At 63.8% G+C, this 24999-nt stretch carries 20 protein-coding genes and 2 pseudogenes; 9 read left to right on the forward strand and 13 right to left on the reverse strand.

Features of this window, described 5'->3' with window-relative positions; genetic code table 11:
• Nucleotides 1–6: 6 nt before the first annotated feature.
• The 6 genes from CHB99_RS03035 to hutC form a co-directional block, all read right to left on the reverse strand.
• Nucleotides 7–837, reverse strand: a complete 831-nt coding sequence (locus CHB99_RS03035) for a quaternary amine ABC transporter ATP-binding protein (protein WP_084702422.1) — start codon at nucleotides 835–837, stop codon at nucleotides 7–9.
• Entirely contained in the window at nucleotides 834–1685 is an 852-nt protein-coding gene (locus CHB99_RS03040) for an ABC transporter permease (RefSeq protein ID WP_042120508.1), read from the reverse strand. The genes CHB99_RS03035 and CHB99_RS03040 overlap by 4 nt, the downstream gene beginning before the upstream one ends.
• Nucleotides 1686–1721: 36 nt before the next feature.
• Entirely contained in the window at nucleotides 1722–2690 is a 969-nt protein-coding gene (locus CHB99_RS03045) for an ABC transporter substrate-binding protein (protein WP_042120509.1), read from the reverse strand.
• A gap of 122 nt (nucleotides 2691–2812) precedes the next feature.
• Nucleotides 2813–4492, reverse strand: a complete 1680-nt coding sequence (hutU, locus tag CHB99_RS03050) for a urocanate hydratase (protein ID WP_042120510.1) — start codon at nucleotides 4490–4492, stop codon at nucleotides 2813–2815.
• A 312-nt stretch (nucleotides 4493–4804) separates the two neighbouring features.
• Nucleotides 4805–5383, reverse strand: coding sequence for a HutD/Ves family protein (locus CHB99_RS03055; protein ID WP_042120511.1), 579 nt, complete (start codon nucleotides 5381–5383; stop codon nucleotides 4805–4807).
• On the reverse strand, nucleotides 5380–6090 hold the full coding sequence (hutC, locus tag CHB99_RS03060) for a histidine utilization transcriptional repressor HutC (protein WP_042120663.1): 711 nt from the start codon (nucleotides 6088–6090) through the stop codon (nucleotides 5380–5382). Before hutC ends, CHB99_RS03055 begins: the two co-directional genes overlap by 4 nt.
• 143 nt (nucleotides 6091–6233) lie before the next feature.
• Between hutC and CHB99_RS03065 the strand changes: the two genes are divergently transcribed.
• Nucleotides 6234–7598 (forward strand): formimidoylglutamate deiminase, encoded by a 1365-nt coding sequence (locus CHB99_RS03065; protein WP_042120512.1) that lies wholly within the window; start codon nucleotides 6234–6236, stop codon nucleotides 7596–7598.
• A gap of 110 nt (nucleotides 7599–7708) precedes the next feature.
• On the opposite strand, the gene CHB99_RS03070 is transcribed toward CHB99_RS03065, so the two are convergent.
• Entirely contained in the window at nucleotides 7709–8272 is a 564-nt protein-coding gene (locus tag CHB99_RS03070; RefSeq protein WP_042120664.1) for a lipocalin family protein, read from the reverse strand.
• Nucleotides 8272–8526 carry an outer membrane protein assembly factor BamE domain-containing protein gene (gene bamE / locus CHB99_RS03075; RefSeq protein WP_042120514.1) on the reverse strand — a complete coding sequence of 85 codons (255 nt, stop codon included), beginning with the start codon at nucleotides 8524–8526 and terminating at the stop codon, nucleotides 8272–8274. Before bamE ends, CHB99_RS03070 begins: the two co-directional genes overlap by 1 nt.
• Before the next feature lie 225 nt (nucleotides 8527–8751).
• On the opposite strand from bamE, the pseudogene CHB99_RS30470 reads away from it, so the two are divergent.
• Together CHB99_RS30470 and CHB99_RS30475 are read left to right on the forward strand one after the other, a co-directional pair.
• Nucleotides 8752–9789, forward strand: a pseudogene (locus tag CHB99_RS30470) (HAMP domain-containing protein); the annotation flags it as partial.
• Nucleotides 9790–9918: 129 nt separating this feature from the next.
• Nucleotides 9919–10644, forward strand: a complete 726-nt coding sequence (locus CHB99_RS30475) for a methyl-accepting chemotaxis protein (RefSeq protein WP_377698114.1) — start codon at nucleotides 9919–9921, stop codon at nucleotides 10642–10644.
• Nucleotides 10645–10736: 92 nt separating this feature from the next.
• Here the strand turns inward: CHB99_RS30475 and CHB99_RS03085 are convergent, their stop codons facing one another.
• The 3 genes from CHB99_RS03085 to CHB99_RS03095 all read right to left on the reverse strand — a co-directional run bounded on the left by CHB99_RS03085 (nucleotide 10737) and on the right by CHB99_RS03095 (nucleotide 14943).
• Nucleotides 10737–11333, reverse strand: coding sequence for a DUF924 family protein (locus CHB99_RS03085; protein WP_042120518.1), 597 nt, complete (start codon nucleotides 11331–11333; stop codon nucleotides 10737–10739).
• A gap of 6 nt (nucleotides 11334–11339) precedes the next feature.
• A complete protein-coding gene (locus CHB99_RS03090; RefSeq protein WP_042120520.1) occupies nucleotides 11340–12350 on the reverse strand; it encodes a class 1 fructose-bisphosphatase in 1011 nt (336 codons plus the stop codon).
• A gap of 142 nt (nucleotides 12351–12492) precedes the next feature.
• Entirely contained in the window at nucleotides 12493–14943 is a 2451-nt protein-coding gene (locus CHB99_RS03095) for a glycogen/starch/alpha-glucan phosphorylase (protein ID WP_042120521.1), read from the reverse strand.
• Between the two features lie 199 nt (nucleotides 14944–15142).
• On the opposite strand from CHB99_RS03095, the gene CHB99_RS03100 reads away from it, so the two are divergent.
• Entirely contained in the window at nucleotides 15143–15547 is a 405-nt protein-coding gene (locus tag CHB99_RS03100) for a YkgJ family cysteine cluster protein (RefSeq protein WP_042120523.1), read from the forward strand.
• A gap of 241 nt (nucleotides 15548–15788) precedes the next feature.
• Here CHB99_RS03100 and typA read toward each other — a convergent pair.
• Nucleotides 15789–17611: pseudogene (gene typA / locus CHB99_RS03105) on the reverse strand (translational GTPase TypA).
• A gap of 115 nt (nucleotides 17612–17726) precedes the next feature.
• Complete coding sequence (gene thiI, locus CHB99_RS03110; protein WP_042120525.1) at nucleotides 17727–19181, reverse strand: tRNA uracil 4-sulfurtransferase ThiI; 1455 nt, start codon at nucleotides 19179–19181, stop codon at nucleotides 17727–17729.
• On the opposite strand from thiI, the gene CHB99_RS29735 reads away from it, so the two are divergent.
• The 5 genes from CHB99_RS29735 to ntrC all read left to right on the forward strand — a co-directional run bounded on the left by CHB99_RS29735 (nucleotide 19180) and on the right by ntrC (nucleotide 24767).
• On the forward strand, nucleotides 19180–19359 hold the full coding sequence (locus tag CHB99_RS29735; RefSeq protein WP_156994706.1) for a hypothetical protein: 180 nt from the start codon (nucleotides 19180–19182) through the stop codon (nucleotides 19357–19359). The two genes, thiI and CHB99_RS29735, sit on opposite strands and share 2 nt — an antisense overlap.
• Before the next feature lie 152 nt (nucleotides 19360–19511).
• Nucleotides 19512–20918 carry a type I glutamate--ammonia ligase gene (glnA, locus tag CHB99_RS03115; RefSeq protein ID WP_042120526.1) on the forward strand — a complete coding sequence of 469 codons (1407 nt, stop codon included), beginning with the start codon at nucleotides 19512–19514 and terminating at the stop codon, nucleotides 20916–20918.
• A gap of 144 nt (nucleotides 20919–21062) precedes the next feature.
• Nucleotides 21063–21989: a gamma subclass chorismate mutase AroQ gene (aroQ, locus tag CHB99_RS30010; RefSeq protein WP_245655560.1), complete on the forward strand. Its 927-nt coding sequence runs from the start codon at nucleotides 21063–21065 to the stop codon at nucleotides 21987–21989.
• A gap of 259 nt (nucleotides 21990–22248) precedes the next feature.
• Nucleotides 22249–23334 carry a nitrogen regulation protein NR(II) gene (gene glnL / locus CHB99_RS03130; protein WP_042120528.1) on the forward strand — a complete coding sequence of 362 codons (1086 nt, stop codon included), beginning with the start codon at nucleotides 22249–22251 and terminating at the stop codon, nucleotides 23332–23334.
• Nucleotides 23331–24767 (forward strand): nitrogen regulation protein NR(I), encoded by a 1437-nt coding sequence (ntrC, locus tag CHB99_RS03135; protein WP_042120530.1) that lies wholly within the window; start codon nucleotides 23331–23333, stop codon nucleotides 24765–24767. The genes glnL and ntrC overlap by 4 nt, the downstream gene beginning before the upstream one ends.
• The last annotated feature ends 232 nt before the right edge of the window (nucleotides 24768–24999 follow it).

Genomic DNA, 24999 nt, shown 5'->3' on the forward strand with positions numbered 1-24999 from the left:
CGGTCCTCATACGGTGGCGGCGCGGCGCTGGACGAAGCGGTCGACGTACTCGTCCGCCGGCGAATGGAGAATCTCCCGCGGCGTGCCGACCTGGATCAGCCGACCGTCCTTGAGGATCGCGATACGGTTGCCGATGCGCACGGCTTCATCGAGGTCATGGGTGATGAACACGATGGTCTTGTGCAGGGTTTTCTGCAGTTCCAGCAACTGGTCCTGCATTTCCGCGCGGATCAACGGGTCGAGGGCGCTGAAGGCTTCGTCCATGAGGATGATGTCGGTGTCCGCGGCCAGGGCCCGGGCCAGGCCGACGCGCTGGCGCATGCCGCCGGAGAGCTGGTGCGGATAGGACTTCTCGTAGCCCTTCAGGCCCACGGTGGTGATCCAGTGCTGCGCGCGCTCGGCGCACAGCTGCTTGCTCTCGCCGCGGATCTTGAGGCCGTAGGCGACATTCTCCAGCACGGTCTTGTGCGGCAGCAGGCCGAAGCTCTGGAAGACCATGCTGATCTTGCGCCGGCGAAACTGGCGCAGGGCTTCCATGTCGTACTGCAGGATGTCCTCGCCATCCACCAGGATCGCGCCGCTGGTGGGGTCGATCAGGCGGTTGAAGTGACGCACCAGGGTCGACTTGCCAGAACCGGACAGGCCCATGATGACGAAGATCTCGCCGGCGCCGATGGACAGCGACAGGTCGTTGACCCCCACCACGCAGCCCGTCTTGGCCAGCACCTGCTCCTTGCTGTGCGACTCGCCGATCAGGCGCAGCGCCTCGGCGGAACGCTCGCCGAAGATCTTGAAGACGTTCTTCACTTCGATCTTGTTCATCGCAGCCGTACTCATTTGCTCACCTCATGCCGCGCCCGGCCGTAGGCCTGGGTGATGCGGTCGATCACCACCGCGAGAATCACGATTGCCAGCCCGGCTTCCAGGCCGCGACCGACGTTCAGGGTCTGAATGCCCACCAGCACGTCCTCGCCGAGGCCGCGGGCGCCGATCATCGAGGCGATCACCACCATCGACAGGGCCATCATGGTGGTCTGGTTGATGCCCGCCATGATGCTTGGCAGGGCCAGCGGCAGCTGCACGCCGAACAGTTGCTGCCAGCGGTTGGCGCCAAAGGCGTTGATCGCTTCCATGACTTCGCCATCGACCTGGCGGATGCCCAGGTCGGTGAGGCGGATCAGCGGCGGCGCGGCGTAGATCACCGTGGCGAAGATCGCCGGGACCTTGCCCAGGCCGAACAGCATCAGCACCGGGATCAGGTACACGAAGCTGGGCATGGTCTGCATGATGTCGAGCAGCGGCATCAGCACTGCGCGCAGACGGTCGCTGCGCGCCGAGAGGATGCCCAGGGGGATGCCGATCAGCACCGAGATCAGCGTCGCCACCAGCATCAGCGCCAGGGTCTGCATGAGCTTGTCCCACAGCCCCACCGCCCCTACCAGGAACAGTAGGCCGACGATCACCACGGTGGGCAGCACACGGCGGGTGGCGTGCCAGGCGATGAGACCGACCACCGCCAGCATCAGCCACCAGGGCGTGGCCCGCAGCAGGCCTTCGAGGTTGACGATGGCCCAGAGCAGGGTGTCGGAGATCTGCCGGAACACATCACCGTAGTTGGTCACCAGCGCATCGACCCAGCCGTTGACCCAGTCGGCGATGGAGAAGGTAAAGTTTTCGGGGAACATAGGGTTCACTCATCACTCATCAGGTGGAAAAGGTGCTCAGAGCGCCGCGTCGATCTTCTTCGCCGCGTCTTCGCTGACCCACGCATGCCAGATTTCAGGATGTTCCTTGAGGAAGGCTTTGGCCAGCTTCGGCGACTCGATGCGCTCCTTGGTCATGCGCGCCAGGTTCTGGTTGAGCAGGTCGATCGGCAGGTTGACCTTCTCCAGCACCGCGACCAGTTCTGGAGCGCCTTCGTGGAAGGCTTTCGACAGGCCGACCTTGATGCTCACGCTCTTGTCGACACCGGGCTTTTCATCCAGTTTGATCAGGTCCACCTGACCCATCAGCGGGGTCGGGGTCCAGTAATAGAAGAGGATCGGCTCGCCGCGCTTGTAGCTCGACAGCACCGCCGCATCCAGGGCCGGGCCGGTGCCCGGGCGGAAATTGGTGTAGCTGCTTTCCAGGCCGTAGTCCTTGAGCATCGCTGAGTTGTCCAGCTCGCAGGTCCAGCCGGCCGGGCAGTTGTAGAAACGCCCCTTGGACGGTTCTTCCGGGTCCTTGAACACCGCCGCGTACTGGCCCAGGTCGGCGATGGCCTTGAGGTTCGGCGCCTTGGCTTCCAGCTTGCGCTTGGCGTCACCCTCGACCACATAGCGCGGCACGTACCAGCCTTCGACGGCACCGACCACCGGCGCGCCGACGCCGACCACCTTGCCGGCGGCCTCGGCCTTCTTCCACACCTCGCTGCGGCCGACCCACTCCTCGGCGAAGACCTGGATGTCATTGGTGCCCAGGGCGTTCTCCATGGTGATGGAGTTGCCCGGCAGGCTGTCGGTTTCGCAGCCGTAGCCATTCTTCAGGACGAACTGCATGACGTCGGTCAGCAGCATCCCGCTTTCCCAGTTCAGTCCGGCGAATTTCACCGCCTTGCCGGATTCGCACCAGCCAGCGGCCTGGCTACCGCCCGACAGACTCAACAGGCCAAGGGCACACAGCGACGCAAGCAGGGTCTTGTTGGTTTTCATTGCATGACGCTCCCAAACAGGAAAGTGGATATCGGCAGTTCAGCGGCCCTTGGGCCAGGCGCCCGGTCGTCCCTTCCATGAAACGCCGCGACGGGGACCGCGCACGGCCCCCGCGACGCGGATCAGCCGGTGATCATCGGCAGGTTCAGGCCCTGCTCTTTGGCACAGTCGATTGCAATCTGGTAGCCGGCGTCGGCATGACGCATCACACCGGTGCCCGGGTCGTTGGTCAGCACGCGGGCGATACGCTCGGCGGCTTCGTCGGTACCGTCGCAGACGATGACCATGCCCGAGTGCTGCGAGAAGCCCATGCCCACGCCACCGCCGTGGTGCAGGGACACCCAGGTGGCACCGCTGGCGGTGTTCAGCAGGGCATTGAGCAGCGGCCAGTCGGACACGGCATCGGAACCGTCCTGCATCGCTTCGGTTTCACGGTTCGGGCTGGAGACCGAGCCGGAGTCGAGGTGATCGCGACCGATAACGATAGGCGCGGAAAGCTCACCGCGACGGACCATTTCGTTGAATGCCAGGCCCAGCTTGGCGCGCAGGCCCAGGCCGACCCAGCAGATACGCGCCGGCAGGCCCTGGAAGCTGATGCGCTCGCGGGCCATGTCCAGCCAGTTGTGCAGGTGGGCGTCGTCCGGGATCAGTTCCTTGACCTTGGCGTCGGTCTTGTAGATGTCCTCGGCGTTGCCCGACAGCGCGGCCCAGCGGAACGGCCCGATGCCGCGGCAGAACAGCGGACGGATATAGGCCGGGACGAAGCCGGGGAAGTCGAAGGCATTGGCGACGCCCTCTTCTTTCGCCATCTGGCGGATGTTGTTGCCGTAGTCGAAGGTTGGGATGCCCTGCTTCTGGAAGTCCAGCATGGCCTGCACATGCACGGCCATGGACTGCTTGGCGGCCTTGACCACCGCGGCCGGCTCGGTTTTCGCGCGGTCGCGGTACTGCTCCCAGGTCCAGCCGGCCGGCAGGTAGCCGTTCAGTGGGTCGTGGGCGCTGGTCTGGTCGGTGACCATGTCCGGGCGCACGCCACGCTTGATCAGTTCCGGGAGGATTTCCGCAGCGTTGCCCAGCAGGGCGATGGAGATGGCCTTGCCTTCGGCGGTGTAGCGGGCGATGCGGTCCAGGGCGTCGTCGAGGTCCTTGGCCTGCTCGTCGACGTAGCGGCTGGACAGGCGGAAGTCGATGCGGCTCTGCTGGCATTCGATGTTCAGCGAGCAGGCGCCGGCCAGGGTCGCGGCCAGTGGCTGGGCGCCGCCCATGCCGCCGAGGCCGGCGGTCAGTACCCATTTGCCCTTGAGGTTGCCGTCGTAGTGCTGGCGACCGGCCTCGACGAAGGTTTCGTAGGTGCCCTGGACGATGCCCTGGCTACCGATGTAGATCCAACTGCCGGCGGTCATCTGGCCGTACATGGCCAGGCCCTTGGCATCCAGTTCGTTGAAGTGTTCCCAGTTGGCCCAGTGCGGTACCAGGTTGGAGTTGGCGATCAGCACGCGCGGGGCGTTGGCGTGGGTCTTGAACACGCCGACCGGCTTGCCGGACTGCACCAGCAGGGTCTCGTCGTCGTTCAGGTGGGTCAGGCTCTCGACGATCTTGTCGTAGCACGCCCAGTTGCGTGCCGCGCGACCGATACCGCCGTAGACCACCAGTTCTTTCGGGTTCTCCGCCACTTCCGGGTCGAGGTTGTTCATCAGCATGCGCAGCGGGGCTTCGGTCAGCCAGCTCTTGGCGGTGAGCTTGTTGCCGCGGGGGGCGCGGATTTCGACGTCACGGAATTTGTTCAGGTTGTTGTCAGTCACGAAAGGGCTCCTCGAGCGATCTATCCAATCCCAACCAGGCGGTGGGCCAGCGGCGTTTACGAACAGCGCGGAGGGGACGGCCTATCCACTCATACGCACACATCTTTACTTGTACATACAAGCATATGCAATTGGATTGCCAACCCTTGAAGTGGCTTCATGAAAAAACTCGGCGCATGCCTACAGCCCTTGTGGAACAAGGCCGGGAAATCTTGCAGAGGAGAATGGAGAAGACGGGAGGGAGCGCTGGGGACCAAGGCGGCATTGCGCCACCTTGGGGCATTCGGTAACAAAGTGTGCGCGAGTGGTGCGTTACCCGGAAACAGCGATGAGTTCGATCAGGCAGCAGCGACCGGTGATATCCAGAGTGCGCAGTTGCTCGTTGTCCTGCAGATAAAGGCAGTCGTACAGACCCAGCGTCTGCTCCGGATGACCGCTGACGCCGATCTGCAACGACGACTGGGCACTGAATAGCAGCACCGTGCAGGCGGAGCTGAACACCCGGCTGTAGCCACTGAACCACTGCAGGCGCGCGCGGTAACGCTGCGGCGCGTAGATCAGGTTGAAATCACGGATCGGCCCACCCAGCAGGCGGCAACTGACCTGGCTTTCGCCGCTGAACACATAGGCATCGAACGGCAGCAGGGCGCGGCTCGGTTGACCATCGACCTGCAGAACCATGCCGTCGCCCTGCAGCACGGTGATGATCCGCTGGTAACCGGCGAAGCTGGAGAAGTCGCCGGACTCACCGATGTCGGCGATCGACAGGCGCCAGCCGAAGCCTTCGAGGCCCTGGCCGGCGTCGCGGGTGATCTCTTCGGTGCTGCCGCCGCCATTCTTCCACGGCATGCGCGGGTAGTCGGCGGCGCGTAACAGGGTCAACTCGGTCATTTGCTGAAGCGTCCTTCGAGGCGATGGCGGGAACCGGGGTGGATCAGCCGCGCGGCCGTGACCGGCAGGCGGCCCGACCAGGTGCGACGGCGGATCAGCAGGCAGGGCTCGCTGTGTTCGATCTGCAGCAGGCTGCATTCATAGGCATCGGCGAGGATCGCCTCGACCACGTGCTCGCCTTCGGTGAGCGGCGCGACCTGGGACAGATAGGCGTAAGGCGTCTGCCGGGTGAAATCCTGGTTGAGGTAGTCCGGGGCGATCTGCGCGTTGACGTAGCGGTCCTCGATCTGCACCGGCACGCCGTCTTCGTAGTGCACGATCAATGAATGGAAGACCCGCTGGCCTTCGCGCATGTCCAGGGCCACCGCACGCTCGGAACCGGCGACTTCCTCGGCCAGGGTCACCACCTGGCAACTGTGCTGGTGACCACGGGCGGCGATCTCGTCGGCAATGTTGTGCACATCGAACAGCGCCGAGTGCGTCTTCGGTTCGGCGACGAAAGTACCAACGCCCTGCATGCGCACCAGCAACCCCTCGGCGGTCAGTTCGCGCAGGGCACGGTTGATGGTCATGCGGCTGAAGCCCAGTTCGTTGACCAGTTCGCTTTCCGAGGGCACCCGATGGTGCGGCGGCCAGGTGCCGCTCTCGATCTGCTGGACGATCATCTGTTTGACCCGGGCATACAGCGGCGCCGGCCCCTCGCCCATCTGGGCAACCAGCTTGGAGACAGGAGGTTTCGGCACTGGAAAAGTCCTTGTTCTATTGAATGAACGGTAGCTTGCCGGAGTTTACCCAGCAGGCAAACGTCTGTATATGTATATACAAATAAACAGAACGAGGTGCCGTGTCGATGTCCGTCTATTTTGCCGAACGCGCTCTGTTGCCCGGTGGCTGGGCTGAAAACGTCAGGATCGAGGTCGGCGCCGATGGCCTGCTGGCCTCGATCCAGGCCGACGCTTCGTCGGACGGCGCGGAAAAACTCACCGGCCCGCTGCTGCCGGGCATGCCCAACCTGCACTCGCATGCCTTCCAGCGCGCCATGGCCGGCCTGGCGGAAGTCGCCGGCAATCCCAACGACAGCTTCTGGACCTGGCGTGAGCTGATGTACCGCCTGGTCGGCAAGATCAGCCCCGAGCAACTGCAGGTGATCGCCCGCCAGCTGTACATCGAGATGCTCAAGGCGGGCTACACCTCGGTCGCCGAATTCCACTACGTACACCATGACCCGCAGGGCAAACCCTACGCCGACCCGACCGAACTGTCCCGCCGCATCAGCGCCGCGGCCAGCCAGAGCGGCATCGGCCTGACCCTGCTGCCGGTGCTCTACAGCCACTCGGGCTTCGGCGGGCAGGCACCGAACGAAGGCCAGCGGCGCTTCATCAACGGCACCGAGCAGTACCTCGATCTGCAATCGCGACTGCAACCGGTACTGGCCGCGCAACCGGCACAGGGTCTGGGGCTGTGCTTCCACTCGCTGCGCGCGGTGACGCCGGAGCAGATCGCCAGCGTGCTGGCCGCCAGCGACAAGGCCTGCCCGGTACATATCCACATCGCCGAACAGCAGAAGGAAGTCGACGACTGCCTGGCCTGGAGCGGACGTCGGCCGATCCAGTGGCTGTACGACAACGTCGAGGTGGACCAGCGCTGGTGTCTGGTGCATGCCACCCATGCGCACGCCGATGAAGTGACGGCGATGGCCAGGAGCCGGGCGATTGCCGGGCTGTGCCTGACCACCGAGGCGAACCTGGGCGACGGGATCTTCCCCGCCGTGGATTTCCTCGCCCAGGGTGGGCGCATGGGCATCGGCTCGGACAGCCATGTGTCGCTGAGCGTGGTGGAAGAACTGCGCTGGCTGGAGTACGGCCAGCGCCTGCGCGATCAGCGGCGCAACCGCCTGTATGGCGCGGCGCAGCCGATGGTCGGGCGGACGCTGTTCGATGCGGCGCTGGACGGTGGCGCGCAGGCGCTGGGGCAGGCCATTGGCGAACTGGCGGTGGGCAAGCGTGCGGACTGGCTGGTGCTGGATGGGGTGGATCCGTATATCGCCACGGCGGAAGGCGACAGCATTCTCAATCGCTGGCTGTTTGCCGGTGGGGATCGGCAGGTGCGGGATGTGATGGTGAATGGGCGGTGGGTGGTCAGGCAGGGCTGCCATGCCGACGAAGAGGACAGTGCCGTTGCGTTTACCGGAGTCCTGAAAGATCTGCTTGGCTGATTTTGGGCCTGCTTTGCAGGCCTTCGCGGGCAAGCCACGCTCCTACAGGGAGTTCGCGTTCCCGGTGTAGGAGCGTGGCTTGCCCGCGAAGGACCGCAAAGCGGTCCCGATCAAGGTTTGCGGGCCATATCCCGATCCGCAACCCGCCACACCAGTCGCGTCGTGTCATACCCCTGCTGCCGCGCCCTGGCCAGCAGGTTCTCGCGCTCCACCGCCGGCAAGGTCGGGGTCCGCGACAAAATCCACAGGTACTTGCGGTCCGGGTTCCCCACCAGCGCCGTCTGGTAGTCGCTGCTCACATAGAGCACCCAGTAGTTGCCCTTGGGCGCCCCGGGCAACTTCATGAACCAGTTGTCGAACGTCACCCACAGCTTGTCGGTCTTGCCCGGCACCTGCGGCGTGGCGCTGCCGCTGGCTTCCTGCCATTTGCCCTCGAGGGTCAGGCAGCGATTGAGCACCCCGACGCTGCCATCGACGCGCAGGTTGTAGTGCGCTTCGGATTGCGCGCAATCACGCTGGAAATACATCGGCAGCCGGGCCAGTTCATACCACTTGCCCTGGTAACGCTTGAAATCGACGTGATCCACCGTCTTCGGCGGCACCGGTCCGACGTCCTGGGTCGCACAACCACCCAGCAGCAACGCCGCACCCAATGCCAGCAGCGAACGACGAATCATTTCAGCCCCTGCCCCGCGTACATCAACACCTTGTCACCTGCGTACTGGACACTGATGAAGGTCTTCTCATCCCCCCAGGTACAGCTGGACACACCGAGGGCGCCGGAACATTCGGTCGGGCTCCCCAACAGGCTTTCGACCTCGGCCTTGCTCATACCGGTCTTGAGCTTGGAATAGTTTTCCTGGTTGAGCTTGCTGCACGCAGCCAGCAACACGCACAGGGACAACAGGGCGACGGAACGCAACGACATGAAGGGGTACTCCTGGGAATGAAGGTGACAGGGCCAGATCACTGCCGACAGCTTAGAAGGATAAATCTCACTCCGGTTCCCGAAGGCCCTCGCTTTCAATCCCGCGCAATCGCTCACCTTTGGTCGGTTGTTGGCGGAACCGATTAATCTTTTTCGTGCAACGGACGACAAAGGGGGCGCTGCGGCGGATTGCCGCGCCCCTTCCGTGAATTGCGTGACCTCGAAATGACCAAGAACCTGAAATTCAGCCACAAGATCCTGTTGGCGGCCGCCCTCATTGTGGTGCTGGCCTTCACCTGCTTCGTCCTGTTCAACGATTACCGCCAACGCCAGTCCCTGCGGGCCGGTACCGAAGCCTCGATGCAGGAACTGGGCACCCTGACCGCCGGCAACATCCGCAGCTGGCTGGACAGCCGCATCCAGATCCTCGACTCCTTCGCCCAGCAGGTGGCCGTCGACGGCCCCGGCAAGGACGCCCTGAACCGCAGCCTGGCGCTGCCGGTGTACGCCAGCAACTTCGCCCTCACCTACTTCGGCGGCAAGGACGGTGCCATGCAGTCGGTGCCGGCCGGCAATCGTCCCGCCGACTACGACCCGCGGGTGCGCGGCTGGTACAAGAGCGCCAGCGCCGCCGGCCAGACCGTGGTCACCGAACCGTACATCTCCGCCTCCATGGGCAAGCTGGTGGTGACCATCGCCACCCCGGTGCGCCAGGCTGCCCAGCAGATCGGCGTCGCCGGCGCCGACACGGCCCTGGACACCATCAGCGCGATCATCAACTCGCTGAATTTCGACGGCCACGGCCACGCCTTCATCGTCAACGGCGACGGCAAGATCCTCATCCACCCCAACGGCGACCTGGCCCTGAAAACCCTGGCGCAGGCTTATCCACAGGGCACGCCGGTGATCGGCAAGGGCATGAAGGAAGTCGAGATCGACGGCCGCGCGCAGTTCATCAGCTTCACCCATGTCGACGGCGTGCCGTCGGCGGACTGGTACGTCGCCCTGGTCCTCGACCAGGACGCCGCCTTCGCCATGCTCGGCGAGCTGCGCAGCTCGGCGGTGGTGGCGACCATCGCCGCGGTGCTGATCATCATCGCCCTGCTCGGCGTGCTGATCCGCGTGCTGATGGAACCGCTGCATGTGATGGGTCGGGCCATGCATGACATCGCCGAGGGCAAGGGCGACCTGACCCGACGCCTGAACATCCACGCCCACGACGAATTCGGTGCCCTCGGCCAGTCGTTCAACCGCTTCGTCGAGCGGATTCACGAATCGATCCGCGAAGTGTCCTCGGCCACCGGCCAGGTCAACGAGGTCGCCCTGCGCGTGATCAGCGCGTCCAATGCCTCGATCCACAACGCCGACCAGCAGTCGAGCCGCACCAGCAGCGTGGCCGCGGCGATCAACGAACTGGGCGCCGCGGCCCAGGAAATCGCCCAGAACGCCGCCCTCGCCTCGCAGCATTCCAGCGACGCACGCGGCCTGGCCGAAGACGGTCAGCAGGTGGTCGAGCAGACCATCGAGGTGATGAACCAGCTGTCGGCGAAGATCAGCGACTCCTGCGGCAATATCGAGACGCTCAACGCCAATACGGTGAACATCGGGCAGATCCTCGAAGTGATCGCCGGCATCTCCCAGCAGACCAACCTGCTGGCGCTCAACGCCGCCATCGAGGCGGCGCGGGCTGGCGAGGCGGGTCGCGGTTTCGCGGTGGTGGCGGACGAAGTGCGCAACCTCGCCCACCGCACCCAGGACTCGGCGCAGCAGGTGCAGCGGATCATCGAGGAACTGCAGTCCGGCGCCCAGGTAGCGGTGAGCACCATGACCGAGAGCCAGCACCACAGCCAGCACAGCGTGGGCATCGCCAACCAGGCGGGCGAGCGTCTGGGCAGCGTGACCCAGCGGATCGGCGAGATCGACGGGATGAACCAGTCGGTCGCCACCGCCACCGAGGAACAGACCGCCGTGGTGGAGTCGATCAATGTCGACATCACCGAGATCAATACGCTGAACCAGGAAGGTGTGGAAAACCTGCAGGCGACGTTGCGGGCCTGCAACGACCTGGAGCATCAGGTCGAGCGGTTGAAGCATCTGGTGGGGAGTTTCAGGATCTGATGCCACTCAAGGCCTGCGCCGCCCTGTAGGAGCTGGCTTGCCTGCGCGGTCCTTCGCGGGCAAGCCACGCTCCTACCAGGTTAGCGCGGCCCCTAGAATCTGGACCCCGGCTCCAGCAGGAAATCCATCTCTTCACTGGTACTCGGCCGCCCCAGCACCAGGTTGCGGTGCGGGAACCGACCGAACCGGGCAATCACCCGCTGGTGCTGCTCGGCATAGTCGAGAAAGCCCTCGAACAACCGACGATCCGCCGCCGGCTGCGCCGCCAGCAGGGTCTGGTAGCGCTCGACGCAGATGTTCTGCCAGTCCAGCACCTCGGCATGCTCCAGCACCAGCAGGATGAACACCCGCTGCAGCGGCAGCAGCTGGTAATCCCAGGCCCGGTCCAGGCCCTGCATCACCAGCACCTGCGCGCGACGATCGCCGTCGAAGGCGCGCGGCGTGTCGCGGTGGATCATGCGCGGCAACTGATCCAGCAACAGGACCAGCCCCAGCCAGCCCTGCGGACTCTGCAACCACTCGTCCAGACCACCGGCCAGCGCCTGCTCGACCAGCGGGCCGAAGCGCTCCTGCGCCTCGGCGTCGTGGTGCTTGCCGAACCACAGCGCGCTCTTCTCGTCAGCTACGTCCTGGGGACTGGTGCCCCATCCGAACCACCACTCCAGCAACGGCTGCCAAGGTGCGAGCATGGCTGTTTACTCCTGGTGATAACCGGTGACGCGCTGGACTTCCTCTTTCGAACCGAGGAACACCGCCACGCGCTGGTGCAGGCTGTCCGGCTGGATGTCGAGGATGCGCTGGGTACCGTCGGTGGACGCGCCACCGGCCTGCTCGATGATGAAGGACATCGGGTTGGCTTCGTACATCAGCCGCAGTTTGCCCGGCTTGCCCGGCTCACGGGCGTCGCGCGGGTACATGAACAGGCCGCCGCGGGTCAGGATGCGATGCACGTCCGCAACCATCGAAGCGATCCAGCGCATGTTGTAGTTCTTCTTCAGCGGGCCGGTCTCGCCTTCCAGCAGTTCGCCGACGTAGCGCTTGACCGGGGCTTCCCAGTGACGCTGGTTGGACATGTTGATGGCGAACTCGGCGGTGGTTTCCGGCACCTTGATGTTCTCGTGGGTCAGGACGAAGCTGCCCAGCTCGCGGTCCAGGGTGAAGCCCTTGACGCCATTGCCCAGGGTCAGGATCAGCATGGTCTGCGGACCGTAGATCGCGTAACCGGCGGCAACCTGCTTGGTGCCCGGCTGGAGGAAGGCCTTTTCGTTCAGGCTTTCGTTCTGGCTCAGGTACTCGTTAGGGCAGCGCAGCACCGAGAAGATGGTGCCGACGGAAACGTTGACGTCGATGTTCGACGAGCCGTCCAGCGGGTCGAAGACCAGCAGGTAGGCGCCTTTCGGGTACTTGCCGGGAATCTGGTAGGCATTGTCCATCTCTTCCGAGGCCATGCCGGCCAGGTGACCGCCCCACTCGTTGGCTTCGAGGAGGATGTCGTTGGAGATCACGTCCAGCTTCTTCTGGACTTCGCCCTGCACGTTCTCGGTGCCCATGCTGCCCAGTACGCCGCCGAGAGCGCCCTTGGACACGTTGTGGCTGATTTCCTTGCATGCGCGCGCCACCACTTCGATGAGGAAGCGCAGATCGGCAGGGGTGCTGTTGCTACGGGTCTGCTCAATCAGATAGCGACTCAGGGTAACGCGGGACATGTATGGCTCCGGAGGATTGGGGAGGAAAAAATCCCACGCAGTTTACAGGGAGAGCACGGCGCGGGCGAGCAGTAGGACAGCCCTGCCCGATCAGACGACACATTCGGCGTCTGGTTCCCGCCGCCCGCCGCGCCGCGGCCGTTCATTCCAGGGCGGTCCAGATCTCCCGGGCGTACTCGCCGATGGTCCGGTCCGAGGAGAACCAGCCCATCCGCGCGGTATTGAGCACCGCCGAGCGCCACCAGCGGTTGGGCTCGTGCCAGAGCTCGTCGACCCGCCGCTGCGCTTCCCAATAGGCATCGAAATCGGCGCAGAGCAGGAAACGGTCGTAGGCCACCAGCGAGTCCACGAGGCCGACGTAACGCGCCGGATCGTCCGGCGAGAAGACCCCGCCGCGGATCGCCTGGAGCACATCGTTGAGCCGGTGCGAGGCGCCGATGATCGGGCTGGCGCCGAAGTCGCCGTTGCGCTTGCGGCTTTCCACCTGCTGCGCGGTCAGGCCGAAGATGAACATGTGCTCGGCGCCCACCTGCTCGCACATTTCCACGTTGGCACCGTCGAGGGTGCCGATGGTCAACGCGCCATTGAGGCCGAACTTCATGTTGCTGGTGCCCGACGCCTCGTAGCCGGCGGTGGAGATCTGCTCGGAGAGGTCCGCCGCCGGGATGATGCTTTCCGCCAGGCTGACGTTGTAATTGGGCAGGAACACCACCTTGAGCAGGCCACGCACGGTCGGGTCGTTGTTGACCACCTGGGCGATGTCGTTGGCCAGCTTGATGATCAGCTTGGCCTGGTGATAGCTGGCCGCCGCCTTGCCGGCGAAGATCTTCACCCGCGGCACCCAGTCGGTGCCCGGCTCGGCGCGGATCGCCTGGTACAGGGCGACGGTATGCATCAGGTTGAGCAACTGGCGCTTGTACTCGTGGATCCGTTTGACCTGAACGTCGAACATCGCTTCCGGATTGACCGTGATGCCCAGGCGTTCCTGGATGATGCTCGCCAGGGCACGCTTGCTGTGCAGGCGCTGCTCGGCGAACTTCTTGCGGAACGCCGGCTTGTCGGCGAAGGGTTCGAGGCCGCGCAGCTTGGTTTCCGGGTTGTCCAGCACGTCATCGCCCAGGGCATCCATGAGCATGTGGGTCAGTGGCGGGTTGGCCTGGTACAACCAGCGGCGGAAGGTGATGCCGTTGGTCTTGTTGTTGATCCGCTCCGGGTAGAGCTTGTGCAGTTCGGCGAACACGGTGCTGCGCATCAGTTTGGTGTGCAGCGCCGACACCCCGTTGACGCTGTGCGAGCCGAGGAACGCCAGGTTGCCCATGCGCACCCGCCGGCCGTTGTCTTCCTCGATCAGCGACACCGCGCGCAGCACGTCGAAGTCGTGGATGCCTTTGGCCCGCAGGGCGTCGATATGGTAGGCGTTGATCAGGTAGATGATCTGCATGTGCCGCGGCAGCATGCGCTCCATCAGGCCTACCGCCCAGGTTTCCAGCGCTTCCGGCAGCAGGGTGTGGTTGGTGTAGGCGAGCGTGTTCACCGTCAGGCGCCAGGCGGTGTCCCACGGCACCTCGTGCTGGTCCACCAGCAGACGCATCAGCTCGGCCACGGCGATCGACGGGTGGGTGTCGTTGAGCTGGATCGCCGCCTGCTCGGGCAGGTTGAGCAGGCTGTCGTGCATGTTCAGGTGGCGGCGCAGCAGGTCCTGCAGCGAGGCCGAGACGAAGAAGTACTCCTGGCGCAGGCGCAGCTCCTGGCCGGCCTCGGTGCTGTCGGCCGGGTACAGCACCCGGGAAATGCTCTCGGCGCGCGCCACTTCGGCCACCGCGCCAAGGTGGTCGCCAGCGTTGAAGCGCTCCAGGTGCAGTTCCTCCAGGGCCCGCGCGCGCCACAGCCGCAGGGTGTTGACGCTGGCGCCGCGCCAGCCGACCACCGGCGTGTCATAGGCCACCGCGCGCACGGTTTCCGCCGGCCACCAGACCTGGCGCGGCTCACCGTCGCCGCTGCTCACGGTTTCGACGCGACCGCCGAAGCTGATCGGGTAGATCACCTCGGCCCGCTCGAACTCCCAGGGGTTGCCGAAATCCAGCCAGTTCTCGGTCTGCTCCTGCTGCCAGCCATCCACTACCGCCTGGCGAAACAGGCCGTGTTCATAGCGGATGCCATAACCGTGGGCGGCGATGCCGAGGGTCGACATGCTTTCCATGAAGCACGCCGCCAGGCGACCGAGGCCACCGTTGCCCAGCGCCGCGTCCGGCTCCAGCAGGCGGATGCGTTCGAGATCGACATCCAGCCCCTCCAGGGCTTCGCGGGCCACCTCCAGCAGGCCAAGGTTGCTCAGGCTGTCGTACAGCAGACGGCCGATGAGGAATTCGAGAGAGAGGTAATAGACGCGCTTCTGGCTCTTGCGATAGATCTGCCGGGTGTGGTCCATCCAGTGATCGACCATGTGATCCCTGGCCGCCAGGGCGATGGCTTCGAACCAGTCGTGGTCGAAGGCGTGTTCCGGGTCCTTGCCGACCGCATAGGTCAGTTTTTCCAGCACAGCGGTGCGAAATGCCGCCACCTCTGCTTCACGAGCATTCGATTCCTGAGACATGCGGTGTCCTCGGGCGAGTTTGGCGATTGCGGATGGAGATCAGACAGCCTAGACGGTTCGACACAGAGCGTTGGCGCTGGTTCGCCGGTCATCCTGCAAAAGCGGGACCGCCCCGGGGCTATTTCGCAAATGGTTGTTCACAATTTGATCAACTCCGGTATGATCGCGCGCCTTCCTATACCTATATGCCTGACCCCTGATGAAACCGACCCTGATCGCCGCCGCCGAGCTCGACCGTCTCGAAACGTGGCAGAAGTACGCCAGCCATATGTGCGGCGGCTGCATGTCCACCTGCTGCACCCTGCCGGTGGAAGTGAAGCTGAAAGACCTGATCCGCATTGGCGTGGTGGATGAATTCGAAGTCGGCGAGCCGCCGAAGAATATCGCCAAGCGCTTGCAGAAGGACGGCATCGTCGAACGCTTCAACCAGAAGTCGGGGATCTTCACCCTGACCCGGATGAGCAATGACGATTGCCTCTATCTGGATCGCAAGACCCGCCTGTGCACCATTTACGACAAGCGCCCGGACACCTGCCGCAACCACCCACGGGTGGGGCCGCGGCCGGGGTATTGCGCCTACAAGCCGAAGCCGGTGGCTCGCTAGCGCTTCCACTGTAGGAACTGGCTTGCCCGCGAAAGACTTGTAGGAGCGTGGCTTGCCCGCGAAAGGACTTGTAGGAGCGTGGCTTGCCCGCGAAGGACCGCGCAGCGGTCCCAAATAGCGGTGAGGTCCGGGACCGCTGCGCGGTCCTTTCGCAGGCAAGCCAGCTCCTACAAGGCCCGCGCGAAGCCCAGAAAAAAGCCCCCGGCCTTTCGACCGGGGGCTTTTTCATTTCAAGCCGGGCTTAGTTGGCCTTGGCTTTCTTGGCAGCGCGGGTACGCTCGCCTTCGTCGAGGATCTTCTTGCGCAGACGGATCGACTTCGGCGTGACTTCGCACAGCTCGTCGTCCTGGATGAATTCCAGGGCCTGTTCCAGGGTGAAACGAACCGGCGGAACCAGGGCGATGGTCTCGTCCTTGCCCGAAGCACGCATGTTGTCGAGCTTCTTGCCTTTGGTTGGGTTGACGCCCAGGTCGTTGTCACGGCTGTTCAGACCGACGATCTGACCGTTGTAGATCTCCTGGCCGTGCTCGACGAACAGCTTGCCGCGCGCCTGCAGGGTTTCCAGGGAGTAGGTCAGGGCCTTGCCGGTTTCGACCGAAACCAGAACACCGTTCAGACGGCCGGACATGTGGCCGGACTTCATGGTGTCGTAGCGATCGAAGATCGAGGTCAGGATGCCTGCACCGTTGGTCAGGGTCAGGAACTGGTTACGGAACCGATCAGACCGCGAGCAGGGATGTTGTACTCCAGACGAACACGGCCCTTGCCATCCGGCGCCATGTTGGTCAGGTCGCCCTTACGCAGACCCATTTCTTCCATGACCTTGCCCTGGGATTCTTCAGGGATGTCGATGGTGACGTTTTCGAACGGCTCGTGCTTGCTGCCGTTGACTTCGCGGATGATCACTTCAGGACGGCCCACGGCCATCTCGAAACCTTCGCGACGCATGGTTTCGATCAGAACCGACAGGTGCAGCTCACCACGACCGGAAACCTTGAACTTGTCAGCCGAGTCGCCTTCTTCAACGCGCAGTGCAACGTTGTACAGCAGCTCTTTGTCCAGACGCTCCTTGATGTTGCGCGAGGTCACGAACTTGCCTTCTTTACCGCAGAACGGCGAATCGTTGACCTGGAAGGTCATGGAAACGGTCGGCTCGTCGACGGTCAGCGGCTTCATCGCTTCGACCGCGTCCGGGGAGCACAGGGTGTCGGAGATGAACAGCTCGTCGAAACCGCTGATGCAGACGATGTCGCCAGCCTGGGCTTCTTCGACGTCGATGCGGTGCAGGCCGTGGTGGCCCATCAGCTTGAGGATACGACCGTTGCGGCGCTTGCCGTCGGTGTCGATGGCGACGACCGGGGTGTTCGGCTTGACGCGACCACGGGCGATACGGCCAACACCGATGACGCCGAGGAAGCTGTTGTAGTCCAGAGCGGAGATCTGCATCTGGAACGGACCATCGCGGTCAACGGCCGGAGCTGGCACGTTGTCGACGATCGACTGGTACAGCGGGGTCATGTCTTCGGCCATCTCGGTGTGGTCCAGACCGGCGATGCCGTTCAGGGCCGAGGCGTAGACGACTTTGAAGTCCAGCTGTTCGTCGGTGGCACCGAGGTTGTCGAACAGGTCGAAGATCTGGTCCAGAACCCAGTCAGGACGCGCGCCCGGACGGTCGACCTTGTTGATCACGACGATCGGCTTCAGACCGGCTTCGAAGGCCTTCTTGGTCACGAAGCGGGTTTGCGGCATAGGGCCGTCCTGGGCGTCGACCAGCAGCAGCACGGAGTCGACCATCGACATCACACGCTCTACTTCACCACCGAAGTCGGCGTGGCCGGGGGTGTCGACGATGTTGATGTGGTAGCCATTCCAGTTGATGGCGGTGTTCTTCGCCAGAATGGTGATGCCGCGCTCTTTTTCCTGGTCGTTGGAGTCCATGACGCGCTCGTCGTTGAGCTCGTTACGCTCCAGGGTGCCGGACTGGCGCAGGAGTTTGTCGACCAGGGTGGTTTTGCCATGGTCAACGTGGGCGATGATGGCGATGTTGCGCAGATTCTCAATCACTGTGTGTATCTCGATCTCAGGTATTCGGTGCCGCCGCCAGGGCAGCGGGTTTCAGTAAACGGAGCAGGAAATCCGGTCGGGAGGACGATGGCGAGAACGGTCGCCATCGTGCTTCCTAGGCGGGGCGATAAACGCGCACATTGGCGTGTCCCTCACTGAGCAGGTGATGAGCATGCAGGCGGCTCATGACACCTTTATCGCAATAGAGCAAATATTGACGGTTGCCATCCAGGTGCTTGAAGCGGCTGTTCAGGGCGTAGAACGGCACGGCCTGGACCTCGATGCCGTCGAGCAGCAGAGGTTCGTCTTCCTGGGCGTCGGGGTGACGGATGTCGATGACGATCTGACCCGGCAGCGCCTCGCTCAGTTCCTCGACCTGGATGTCCTGGCCGAGTTCGTCGATCACGTTGTCGATGGAAATGTAGCGCGCGCGCTCCAGGGCGCGGTCCAGCACGGCCATGTCGAACTGCTTCTCTTCGTGGTCGACACGGTGGCGCTTGGCGCAGGTAGTCGGGTTCACCGAGATCACGCCGCAGTATTCGGGCATGTGCTTGGCGAACTCGGCGGTGCCGATCTGGTTGGCCTGGTCGATGATGTCCTGCTTGTGGCTGGCCAGCAGCGGGCGCAGCACCAGTTTCTCGGTGGCCGAATCGATCACCGCGAGGTTCGGCAGGGTCTGGCTGGACACCTGGGAAATCGCCTCGCCGGTGACCAGTGCGTCGATTTCCAGACGGTCGGCAACCCGTTCAGCGGCGCGCAGCATCATGCGCTTGAGGGTCACGCCCATATAGCTGTTGTCGACCTTGCCGAGGATCTCGCCGACCACTTCCTCGAACGGCACGCTGACGAACAGCACGCGCTGGCTGCTGCCGTACTTCTTCCACAGGTAGTGGGCGACTTCCATCACCCCCAGCTCGTGGGCGCGGCCGCCGAGATTGAAGAAGCAGAAGTGGGTCATCAGGCCGCGGCGCATCATCTGGAAGGCCGCCACGGTGGAGTCGAAGCCACCGGACATCAGCACCAGGGTCTGCTCCAGTGCGCCCAGCGGGTAGCCGCCGATGCCCTTGTGCTGGTTGTGGATCACGTAGAGGCGCTTGTCGCGCACTTCGATACGGACTTCCACTTCCGGGGTGCGCAGGTCGATACCGGCGGCGCCGCACTGCTGGCGCAGCTGGCTGCCGACATAGCGGTCGACGTCCATCGAGGTGAAATCGTGGTGGCCGCCGCGCTTGCAGCGCACGGCGAAGCGCTTGCCGGCCAGCAGGTGGCCGAAGTGCGCCTTGCACTTGGCGACGATGTCGTCGAAGTCGCCCAGCGGGTATTCGTCGACCTGCAGGAAATGCGCGATCCCCGGCATGCAGGTCAGGCGCTCGGTCATCTCGCGCAGTACTTTCTCGTCCTCGATCCGGGTGACCACTTCGAGGTTGTCCCAGACGCCGTCGACCTTGACCTCGGGATCGAGCTCACGCAACACGGCACGGATGTTACGGCCGAGCTGACGGATGAACCGCTTGCGGACCGGGCGGCTCTTGATGGTGATTTCTGGAAAGACTTTGACGATCAGTTTCATGGAAAACAGCGCGCGAGCGGCCAGCCGAAAAAGGGGGGCGCGGATTATAGCGGAAATTGCTCAAGGTTTGACCAACTTTTGTCCGATCGCTTTGCAATGCATCAATTTGGTGCGCAATGGCTTTTTTGCGCATCTAAAGAGTGCAGAAAAAATCGAGATTTCCTACAGAAAGGACTGAAACGCGAGAAAACGGGGCATAAATCCCATTTCCGGGCACTGGCATGCAATTTGCTCCCTTGTGATGCAGGTTGCCCTGGCCGACTATTCGCGCCCGGCATCACCCAAATTGAAGGGCTGCACAGGCACGCTCTACCCCACCCGGAGGACACTATGTCGAAGTCGGTTCAACTCATCAAAGATCATGACGTTAAATGGATTGATCTGCGCTTCACTGACACCCGCGGCACTCAGCACCACGTGACCATGCCAGCCCGTGATGCGCTGGATGACGACTTCTTCGAAGTCGGCAAGATGTTCGACGGTTCCTCCATCGCTGGCTGGAAAGGCATCGAAGCGTCCGACATGATCCTGATGCCGGTCGACGACACCGCCGTCCTGGACCCGTTCACCGAAGAGCCGACCCTGATCCTGGTCTGCGACATCATCGAACCTTCCAGCATGCAAGGCTACGATCGCGACCCACGTGCGATCGCCAAGCGCGCCGAGGAATACCTGAAAAGCACCCTGATCGGTGACACCGTGTTCGCCGGTCCAGAGCCTGAGTTCTTCATCTTCGACGAAGTGAAGTTCAAATCCGACATCTCCGGCTCGATGTTCAAGATCTTCTCCGAGCAAGGCTCCTGGATGTCCGACCAGGACGTCGAAGGCGGCAACAAGGGCCACCGTCCAGGCGTCAAGGGCGGCTACTTCCCGGTTCCTCCGTTCGACCACGACCACGAAATCCGTACCGCCATGTGCAACGCACTGGAAGAGATGGGTCAGTCCGTCGAAGTTCACCACCACGAAGTGGCGACTGCCGGCCAGAACGAAATCGGCGTCAAGTTCAACACCCTGGTGAAGAAGGCTGACGAAGTTCAGACCCTGAAATACGTCGTGCACAACGTTGCCGATGCCTACGGCCGCACCGCGACCTTCATGCCGAAGCCTCTGTACGGCGACAACGGCTCGGGCATGCACGTCCACATGTCGATCTGGAAAGACGGCAAGAACACCTTCGCTGGCGAAGGCTATGCCGGCCTGTCCGACACCGCCCTGTACTTCATCGGCGGCATCATCAAGCACGGCAAGGCCCTGAACGGCTTCACCAACCCGGCAACCAACTCCTACAAGCGTCTGGTTCCAGGTTTCGAAGCTCCGGTAATGCTGGCCTACTCGGCACGCAACCGCTCCGCCTCGATCCGTATTCCTTACGTCGGCAGCCCGAAAGCCCGTCGTATCGAAGCACGCTTCCCGGATCCGGCCGCCAACCCGTACCTGGCCTTCGCTGCCCTGCTGATGGCCGGTCTGGACGGTATCCAGAACAAGATCCACCCAGGCGACGCCGCCGACAAGAACCTGTACGACCTGCCGCCTGAAGAGGCCAAGGAAATCCCGCAGGTCTGCGGCAGCCTGAAAGAAGCCCTGGAAGAGCTGGACAAGGGCCGCGCGTTCCTGACCAAGGGCGGCGTATTCTCCGACGACTTCATCGATGCCTACATCGCGCTGAAATCCGAAGAAGAAATCAAGGTTCGCACCTTCGTACACCCACTGGAATACGATCTGTACTACAGCTGCTGATCCAGTGACGCTCGCGCAAGCGACGTAATCGGAAAAGGCCTCCTTCGGGAGGCCTTTTTCTTACAGGCGGTGACTCCCCGGCTGATAGTTCAGCCTTTCCAGGTCACCCATGCTGGCCCGCTCTTCCTTCAGCGAGGCCACGCCATGATTCGCCGTCTCTCCCTCCTCTGCCTGCTGGCCCTCGTCAGTGCCTGCGGCACCACGCTCTCCGGCGACACCACCGAGCCCCAAGTCCTGCTGCGCGCCAGCGCCGCCTGGGACGGCTCGCCCTACCCTAGCTATTCGACCGGCACGCCCGAACTGAGCCTGCTGAAGATCCGCATCCCGCCCGACACCACCCTGGACTGGCATCGTCATCCGTCGCCCAACGCCGGCTACCTGCTGACGGGTGAACTGCAGGTGGAAACCCGCGAGGGCCAGCGCACACGGGTGCGGGCCGGCGAAGCCCTGGCCGAAGTGATGGATCGCGTGCACCGCGGGCGCAGCGGCAGCCAGGGCGCCGAACTGATCGTGTTCTACGCCGGAACCCCGGGTTTGCCGCTGGCGGAGAAGGAGCAGCAGGCCCCCGCCAGCGGCCAGACCTTTTCCACCGCGGCCCCCACCATCCTGACCGCCCTGCTCGACAGCATCGACCAGCGCCTCGACATGGCCAAGGCAGTGGCCCTGTACAAATGGGACCACGACCAGCCCGTGCAGGCCGCCTTACGCGAGCGCCAGGTCGTGGATCAGGCCCGACGGCAGTCCTCCGGCCATGGCCTGGATGAGCAACGCGCCGCGGATTTCTTCGCCGATCAGATCGAAGCCAACAAGCTGCTTCAATATGGTGCACTGTCGGACTGGCACGCCGAGGGCCGCGCACCGGATGTTCCGCGCCGCGATCTCGGCAGCCAGCTACGCCCCCGCCTCGACCACCTGCGCGATGAACTGCTGGCCCTCCTGGCAGCCTTCGATCAGCAAAAGCCGCCACGCTGCGAACAAGTGCTGGCGCAAGCCCTGCAACAACGCGGCAGCGACCCGCTGCGGCGGGTGGCGCTGACCCGGGCGAGCGGACGTCTTTGCGAAGACACCTGACGCGCCCCGCCTATGCTCTATATTGGTGCGCAAACTTGCGTTCGCTGGCGCAACTCAGCCCATTTTGGGTCACGAATTCCTGAAATTCAGGTCTTTGTAGGCCTTTTTCGGGCAGATACAGGGGTTTTTCCGGGGTTTCCGCTTCTTTTCGGAGCCTTGGTTTGCTTTTTGCATTTTCCCGGGTTCAGCGGATTACCAGCGTTCGCGCCCCTGGCCATTGCCAGGTCCGACATGTGCCAAAAGAGGTCAAAGAAGCCGCATGACCATCAGCGATGCACTGCACCGATTGCTACTGGACAACCTGACCACCGCCACCATCCTGCTCAACGCCGACCTGCGCCTTGAGTACATGAACCCGGCGGCGGAAATGCTCCTGGCCATCAGCGGCCAGCGCAGCCATGGTCAATTCATCAGCGAGCTGTTCACCGAATCCACCGAGGCCCTCAACTCGCTGCGCCAGGCGGTGGAGCACGCGCACCCGTTCACCAAGCGCGAGGCCCAGCTCACCTCGTTGACCGGGCAGAGCCTGACCGTCGACTACGCCGTCACGCCGATCCTCAACAACGGACGCACCCTGCTCCTGCTCGAAGTCCATCCCCGTGACCGCCTGCTGCGCATCACCAAGGAGGAAGCCCAGCTGTCCAAGCAGGAAACCACCAAGATGCTGGTGCGCGGCATGGCCCACGAGATCAAGAACCCCCTCGGCGGCATCCGCGGCGCCGCCCAGCTGCTGGCCCGGGAACTGCCCGACGAGGGGCTGAAGGACTACACCAACGTCATCATCGAAGAAGCCGACCGCCTGCGTAACCTGGTCGACCGCATGCTCGGCTCGAACAAGCTGCCGCTGCTCGCACCGACCAACATCCACGAAGTGCTGGAACGGGTCTGCAGCCTGGTCGAGGCGGAGAGCCAGGGCGGCATCACCCTGGTCCGCGACTACGACCCGAGCCTGCCGGACGTGCTGATCGATCGCGAACAGATGATCCAGGCCGTGCTCAACATCGTGCGCAACGCCATGCAGGCCATCAGCGCGCAGAACGAACTGCGCCTGGGCCGCATCACCCTGCGCAGCCGGGCCATGCGCCAGTTCACCATCGGCCATATCCGCCATCGCCTGGTGGCCCGGATCGAGATCATCGACAACGGCCCCGGCATTCCCGCGGAACTGCAGGACACCCTCTTCTATCCCATGGTCAGCGGTCGCCCGGACGGCACCGGACTGGGCCTGGCCATTACCCAGAACATCATCAGCCAGCACCAGGGCCTGATCGAGTGTGACAGCCATCCGGGTCACACCACCTTCTCGATCTTCCTGCCACTGGAACAAGGAGCCGCTTCCTCATGAGCCGTAGTGAAACTGTCTGGATCGTCGACGACGACCGCTCCATCCGCTGGGTCCTGGAAAAAGCCTTGCAGCAGGAAGGCATGACCACGCAAAGCTTCGACAGTGCCGATGGTGTCATGAGCCGCCTGGCCCGCCAGCAACCGGACGTGATCATCTCGGACATCCGCATGCCCGGCGCCAGCGGCCTGGACCTGCTGGCACAGATCCGCGAGCAGCATCCACGGCTGCCGGTGATCATCATGACCGCCCACTCCGACCTGGACAGCGCGGTGGCGTCCTACCAGGGCGGCGCGTTCGAATACCTGCCCAAGCCATTCGACGTCGACGAAGCGGTGTCGCTGGTCAAGCGCGCCAACCAGCACGCCCAGGAACAACAGGGCATGGACATCGTCCCGACCCTGACCCGCACCCCGGAAATCATCGGCGAAGCGCCGGCGATGCAGGAGGTGTTCCGCGCGATCGGTCGTCTCAGCCACTCCAACATCACCGTGCTGATCAACGGCGAATCCGGAACCGGCAAGGAACTGGTGGCGCACGCCCTGCACCGCCACAGCCCACGCGCCGCGGCACCGTTCATCGCCCTGAACATGGCGGCGATCCCCAAGGACCTGATGGAGTCCGAACTGTTCGGCCATGAAAAAGGCGCCTTCACCGGCGCCGCCAACCTGCGCCGCGGCCGCTTCGAACAGGCCGATGGCGGCACCCTGTTCCTCGACGAGATCGGCGACATGCCCGCCGACACCCAGACCCGCCTGCTGCGGGTCCTGGCCGATGGCGAGTTCTACCGGGTTGGCGGGCATACCCCAGTGAAAGTGGACGTGCGCATCATCGCCGCGACCCACCAGAACCTGGAAACCCTGGTCCAGGCCGGCAAGTTCCGCGAAGACCTGTTCCACCGCCTCAACGTGATCCGCATCCATATCCCGCGCCTGGCCGATCGTCGCGAGGACATCCCGACCCTGGCCCGCCACTTCCTCGGCCGCGCCGCCCAGGAGCTGGCGGTGGAGCCGAAGCTGCTCAAGGCGGAAACCGAGGAGTTCATCCGCAACCTGCCGTGGCCGGGCAACGTGCGCCAGCTGGAAAACACCTGCCGCTGGATCACCGTGATGGCCTCGGGTCGCGAAGTGCATATCGGCGACCTGCCGCCGGAGCTGCTGAGCCTGCCGCAGGACGCCGCGCCAGTGACCAACTGGGAGCAGGCGCTGCGCCAGTGGGCCGACCAGGCGCTGTCCCGCGGCCAGTCGAGCCTGCTCGACAGCGCCGTGCCGAGCTTCGAGCGGATCATGATCGAGACCGCCCTCAAGCACACCGCCGGTCGCCGTCGCGACGCCGCCGTGCTGCTGGGCTGGGGACGCAACACCCTGACCCGCAAGATCAAGGAGCTGGGCATGAAGGTGGATGGCGGCGACGAGGGAGAAGACGAAGAGTCCTGATTCGCCAGCTGAAAGGACGCGGGGCCGGCGCCTGCCACGACATGATCGTGAGCAGGCCCGGCCCCGCGGTCGTTTCAGCCGGGCAACGGCATGAATGCCCCATTCCTGAACCGAAAATGCCCGCCGCGCACCGCCGCAAGGCAAAAACCCTGGAAACAGCACCGGAATTCTCCGCCAGCCCCCCTGAAAGCCTTGTATTTACTGGACTTCACAAAGTTGGCACAGCGCCTGC

Source organism: Pseudomonas japonica (assembly GCF_900188455.1).
Classification (GTDB): Bacteria; Pseudomonadota; Gammaproteobacteria; order Pseudomonadales; family Pseudomonadaceae; genus Aquipseudomonas; species Aquipseudomonas japonica.

Bases quoted from the DNA above. Each gene is read 5' to 3' on its own strand.
- CHB99_RS03095 (WP_042120521.1), bottom strand. From the start codon at position 14,943: ATGTCTCAGGAATCGAATGCTCGTGAAGCAGAGGTGGCGGCATTTCGC.
- hutC (WP_042120663.1), bottom strand. From the start codon at position 6,090: ATGGGCGAGGGGCCGGCGCCGCTGTATGCCCGGGTCAAACAGATGATC.
- CHB99_RS03055 (WP_042120511.1), bottom strand. From the start codon at position 5,383: ATGACCGAGTTGACCCTGTTACGCGCCGCCGACTACCCGCGCATGCCG.
- glnA (WP_042120526.1), top strand. From the start codon at position 19,512: ATGTCGAAGTCGGTTCAACTCATCAAAGATCATGACGTTAAATGGATT.
- CHB99_RS03090 (WP_042120520.1), bottom strand. From the start codon at position 12,350: ATGTCCCGCGTTACCCTGAGTCGCTATCTGATTGAGCAGACCCGTAGC.
- aroQ (WP_245655560.1), top strand. From the start codon at position 21,063: ATGATTCGCCGTCTCTCCCTCCTCTGCCTGCTGGCCCTCGTCAGTGCC.
- thiI (WP_042120525.1), bottom strand. From the start codon at position 19,181: ATGAAACTGATCGTCAAAGTCTTTCCAGAAATCACCATCAAGAGCCGC.
- ntrC (WP_042120530.1), top strand. From the start codon at position 23,331: ATGAGCCGTAGTGAAACTGTCTGGATCGTCGACGACGACCGCTCCATC.
- CHB99_RS03100 (WP_042120523.1), top strand. From the start codon at position 15,143: ATGAAACCGACCCTGATCGCCGCCGCCGAGCTCGACCGTCTCGAAACG.
- glnL (WP_042120528.1), top strand. From the start codon at position 22,249: ATGACCATCAGCGATGCACTGCACCGATTGCTACTGGACAACCTGACC.
- CHB99_RS03040 (WP_042120508.1), bottom strand. From the start codon at position 1,685: ATGTTCCCCGAAAACTTTACCTTCTCCATCGCCGACTGGGTCAACGGC.
- CHB99_RS29735 (WP_156994706.1), top strand. From the start codon at position 19,180: ATGGAAAACAGCGCGCGAGCGGCCAGCCGAAAAAGGGGGGCGCGGATT.
- bamE (WP_042120514.1), bottom strand. From the start codon at position 8,526: ATGTCGTTGCGTTCCGTCGCCCTGTTGTCCCTGTGCGTGTTGCTGGCT.
- CHB99_RS03085 (WP_042120518.1), bottom strand. From the start codon at position 11,333: ATGCTCGCACCTTGGCAGCCGTTGCTGGAGTGGTGGTTCGGATGGGGC.
- CHB99_RS03045 (WP_042120509.1), bottom strand. From the start codon at position 2,690: ATGAAAACCAACAAGACCCTGCTTGCGTCGCTGTGTGCCCTTGGCCTG.
- CHB99_RS03065 (WP_042120512.1), top strand. From the start codon at position 6,234: ATGTCCGTCTATTTTGCCGAACGCGCTCTGTTGCCCGGTGGCTGGGCT.
- CHB99_RS03035 (WP_084702422.1), bottom strand. From the start codon at position 837: ATGAGTACGGCTGCGATGAACAAGATCGAAGTGAAGAACGTCTTCAAG.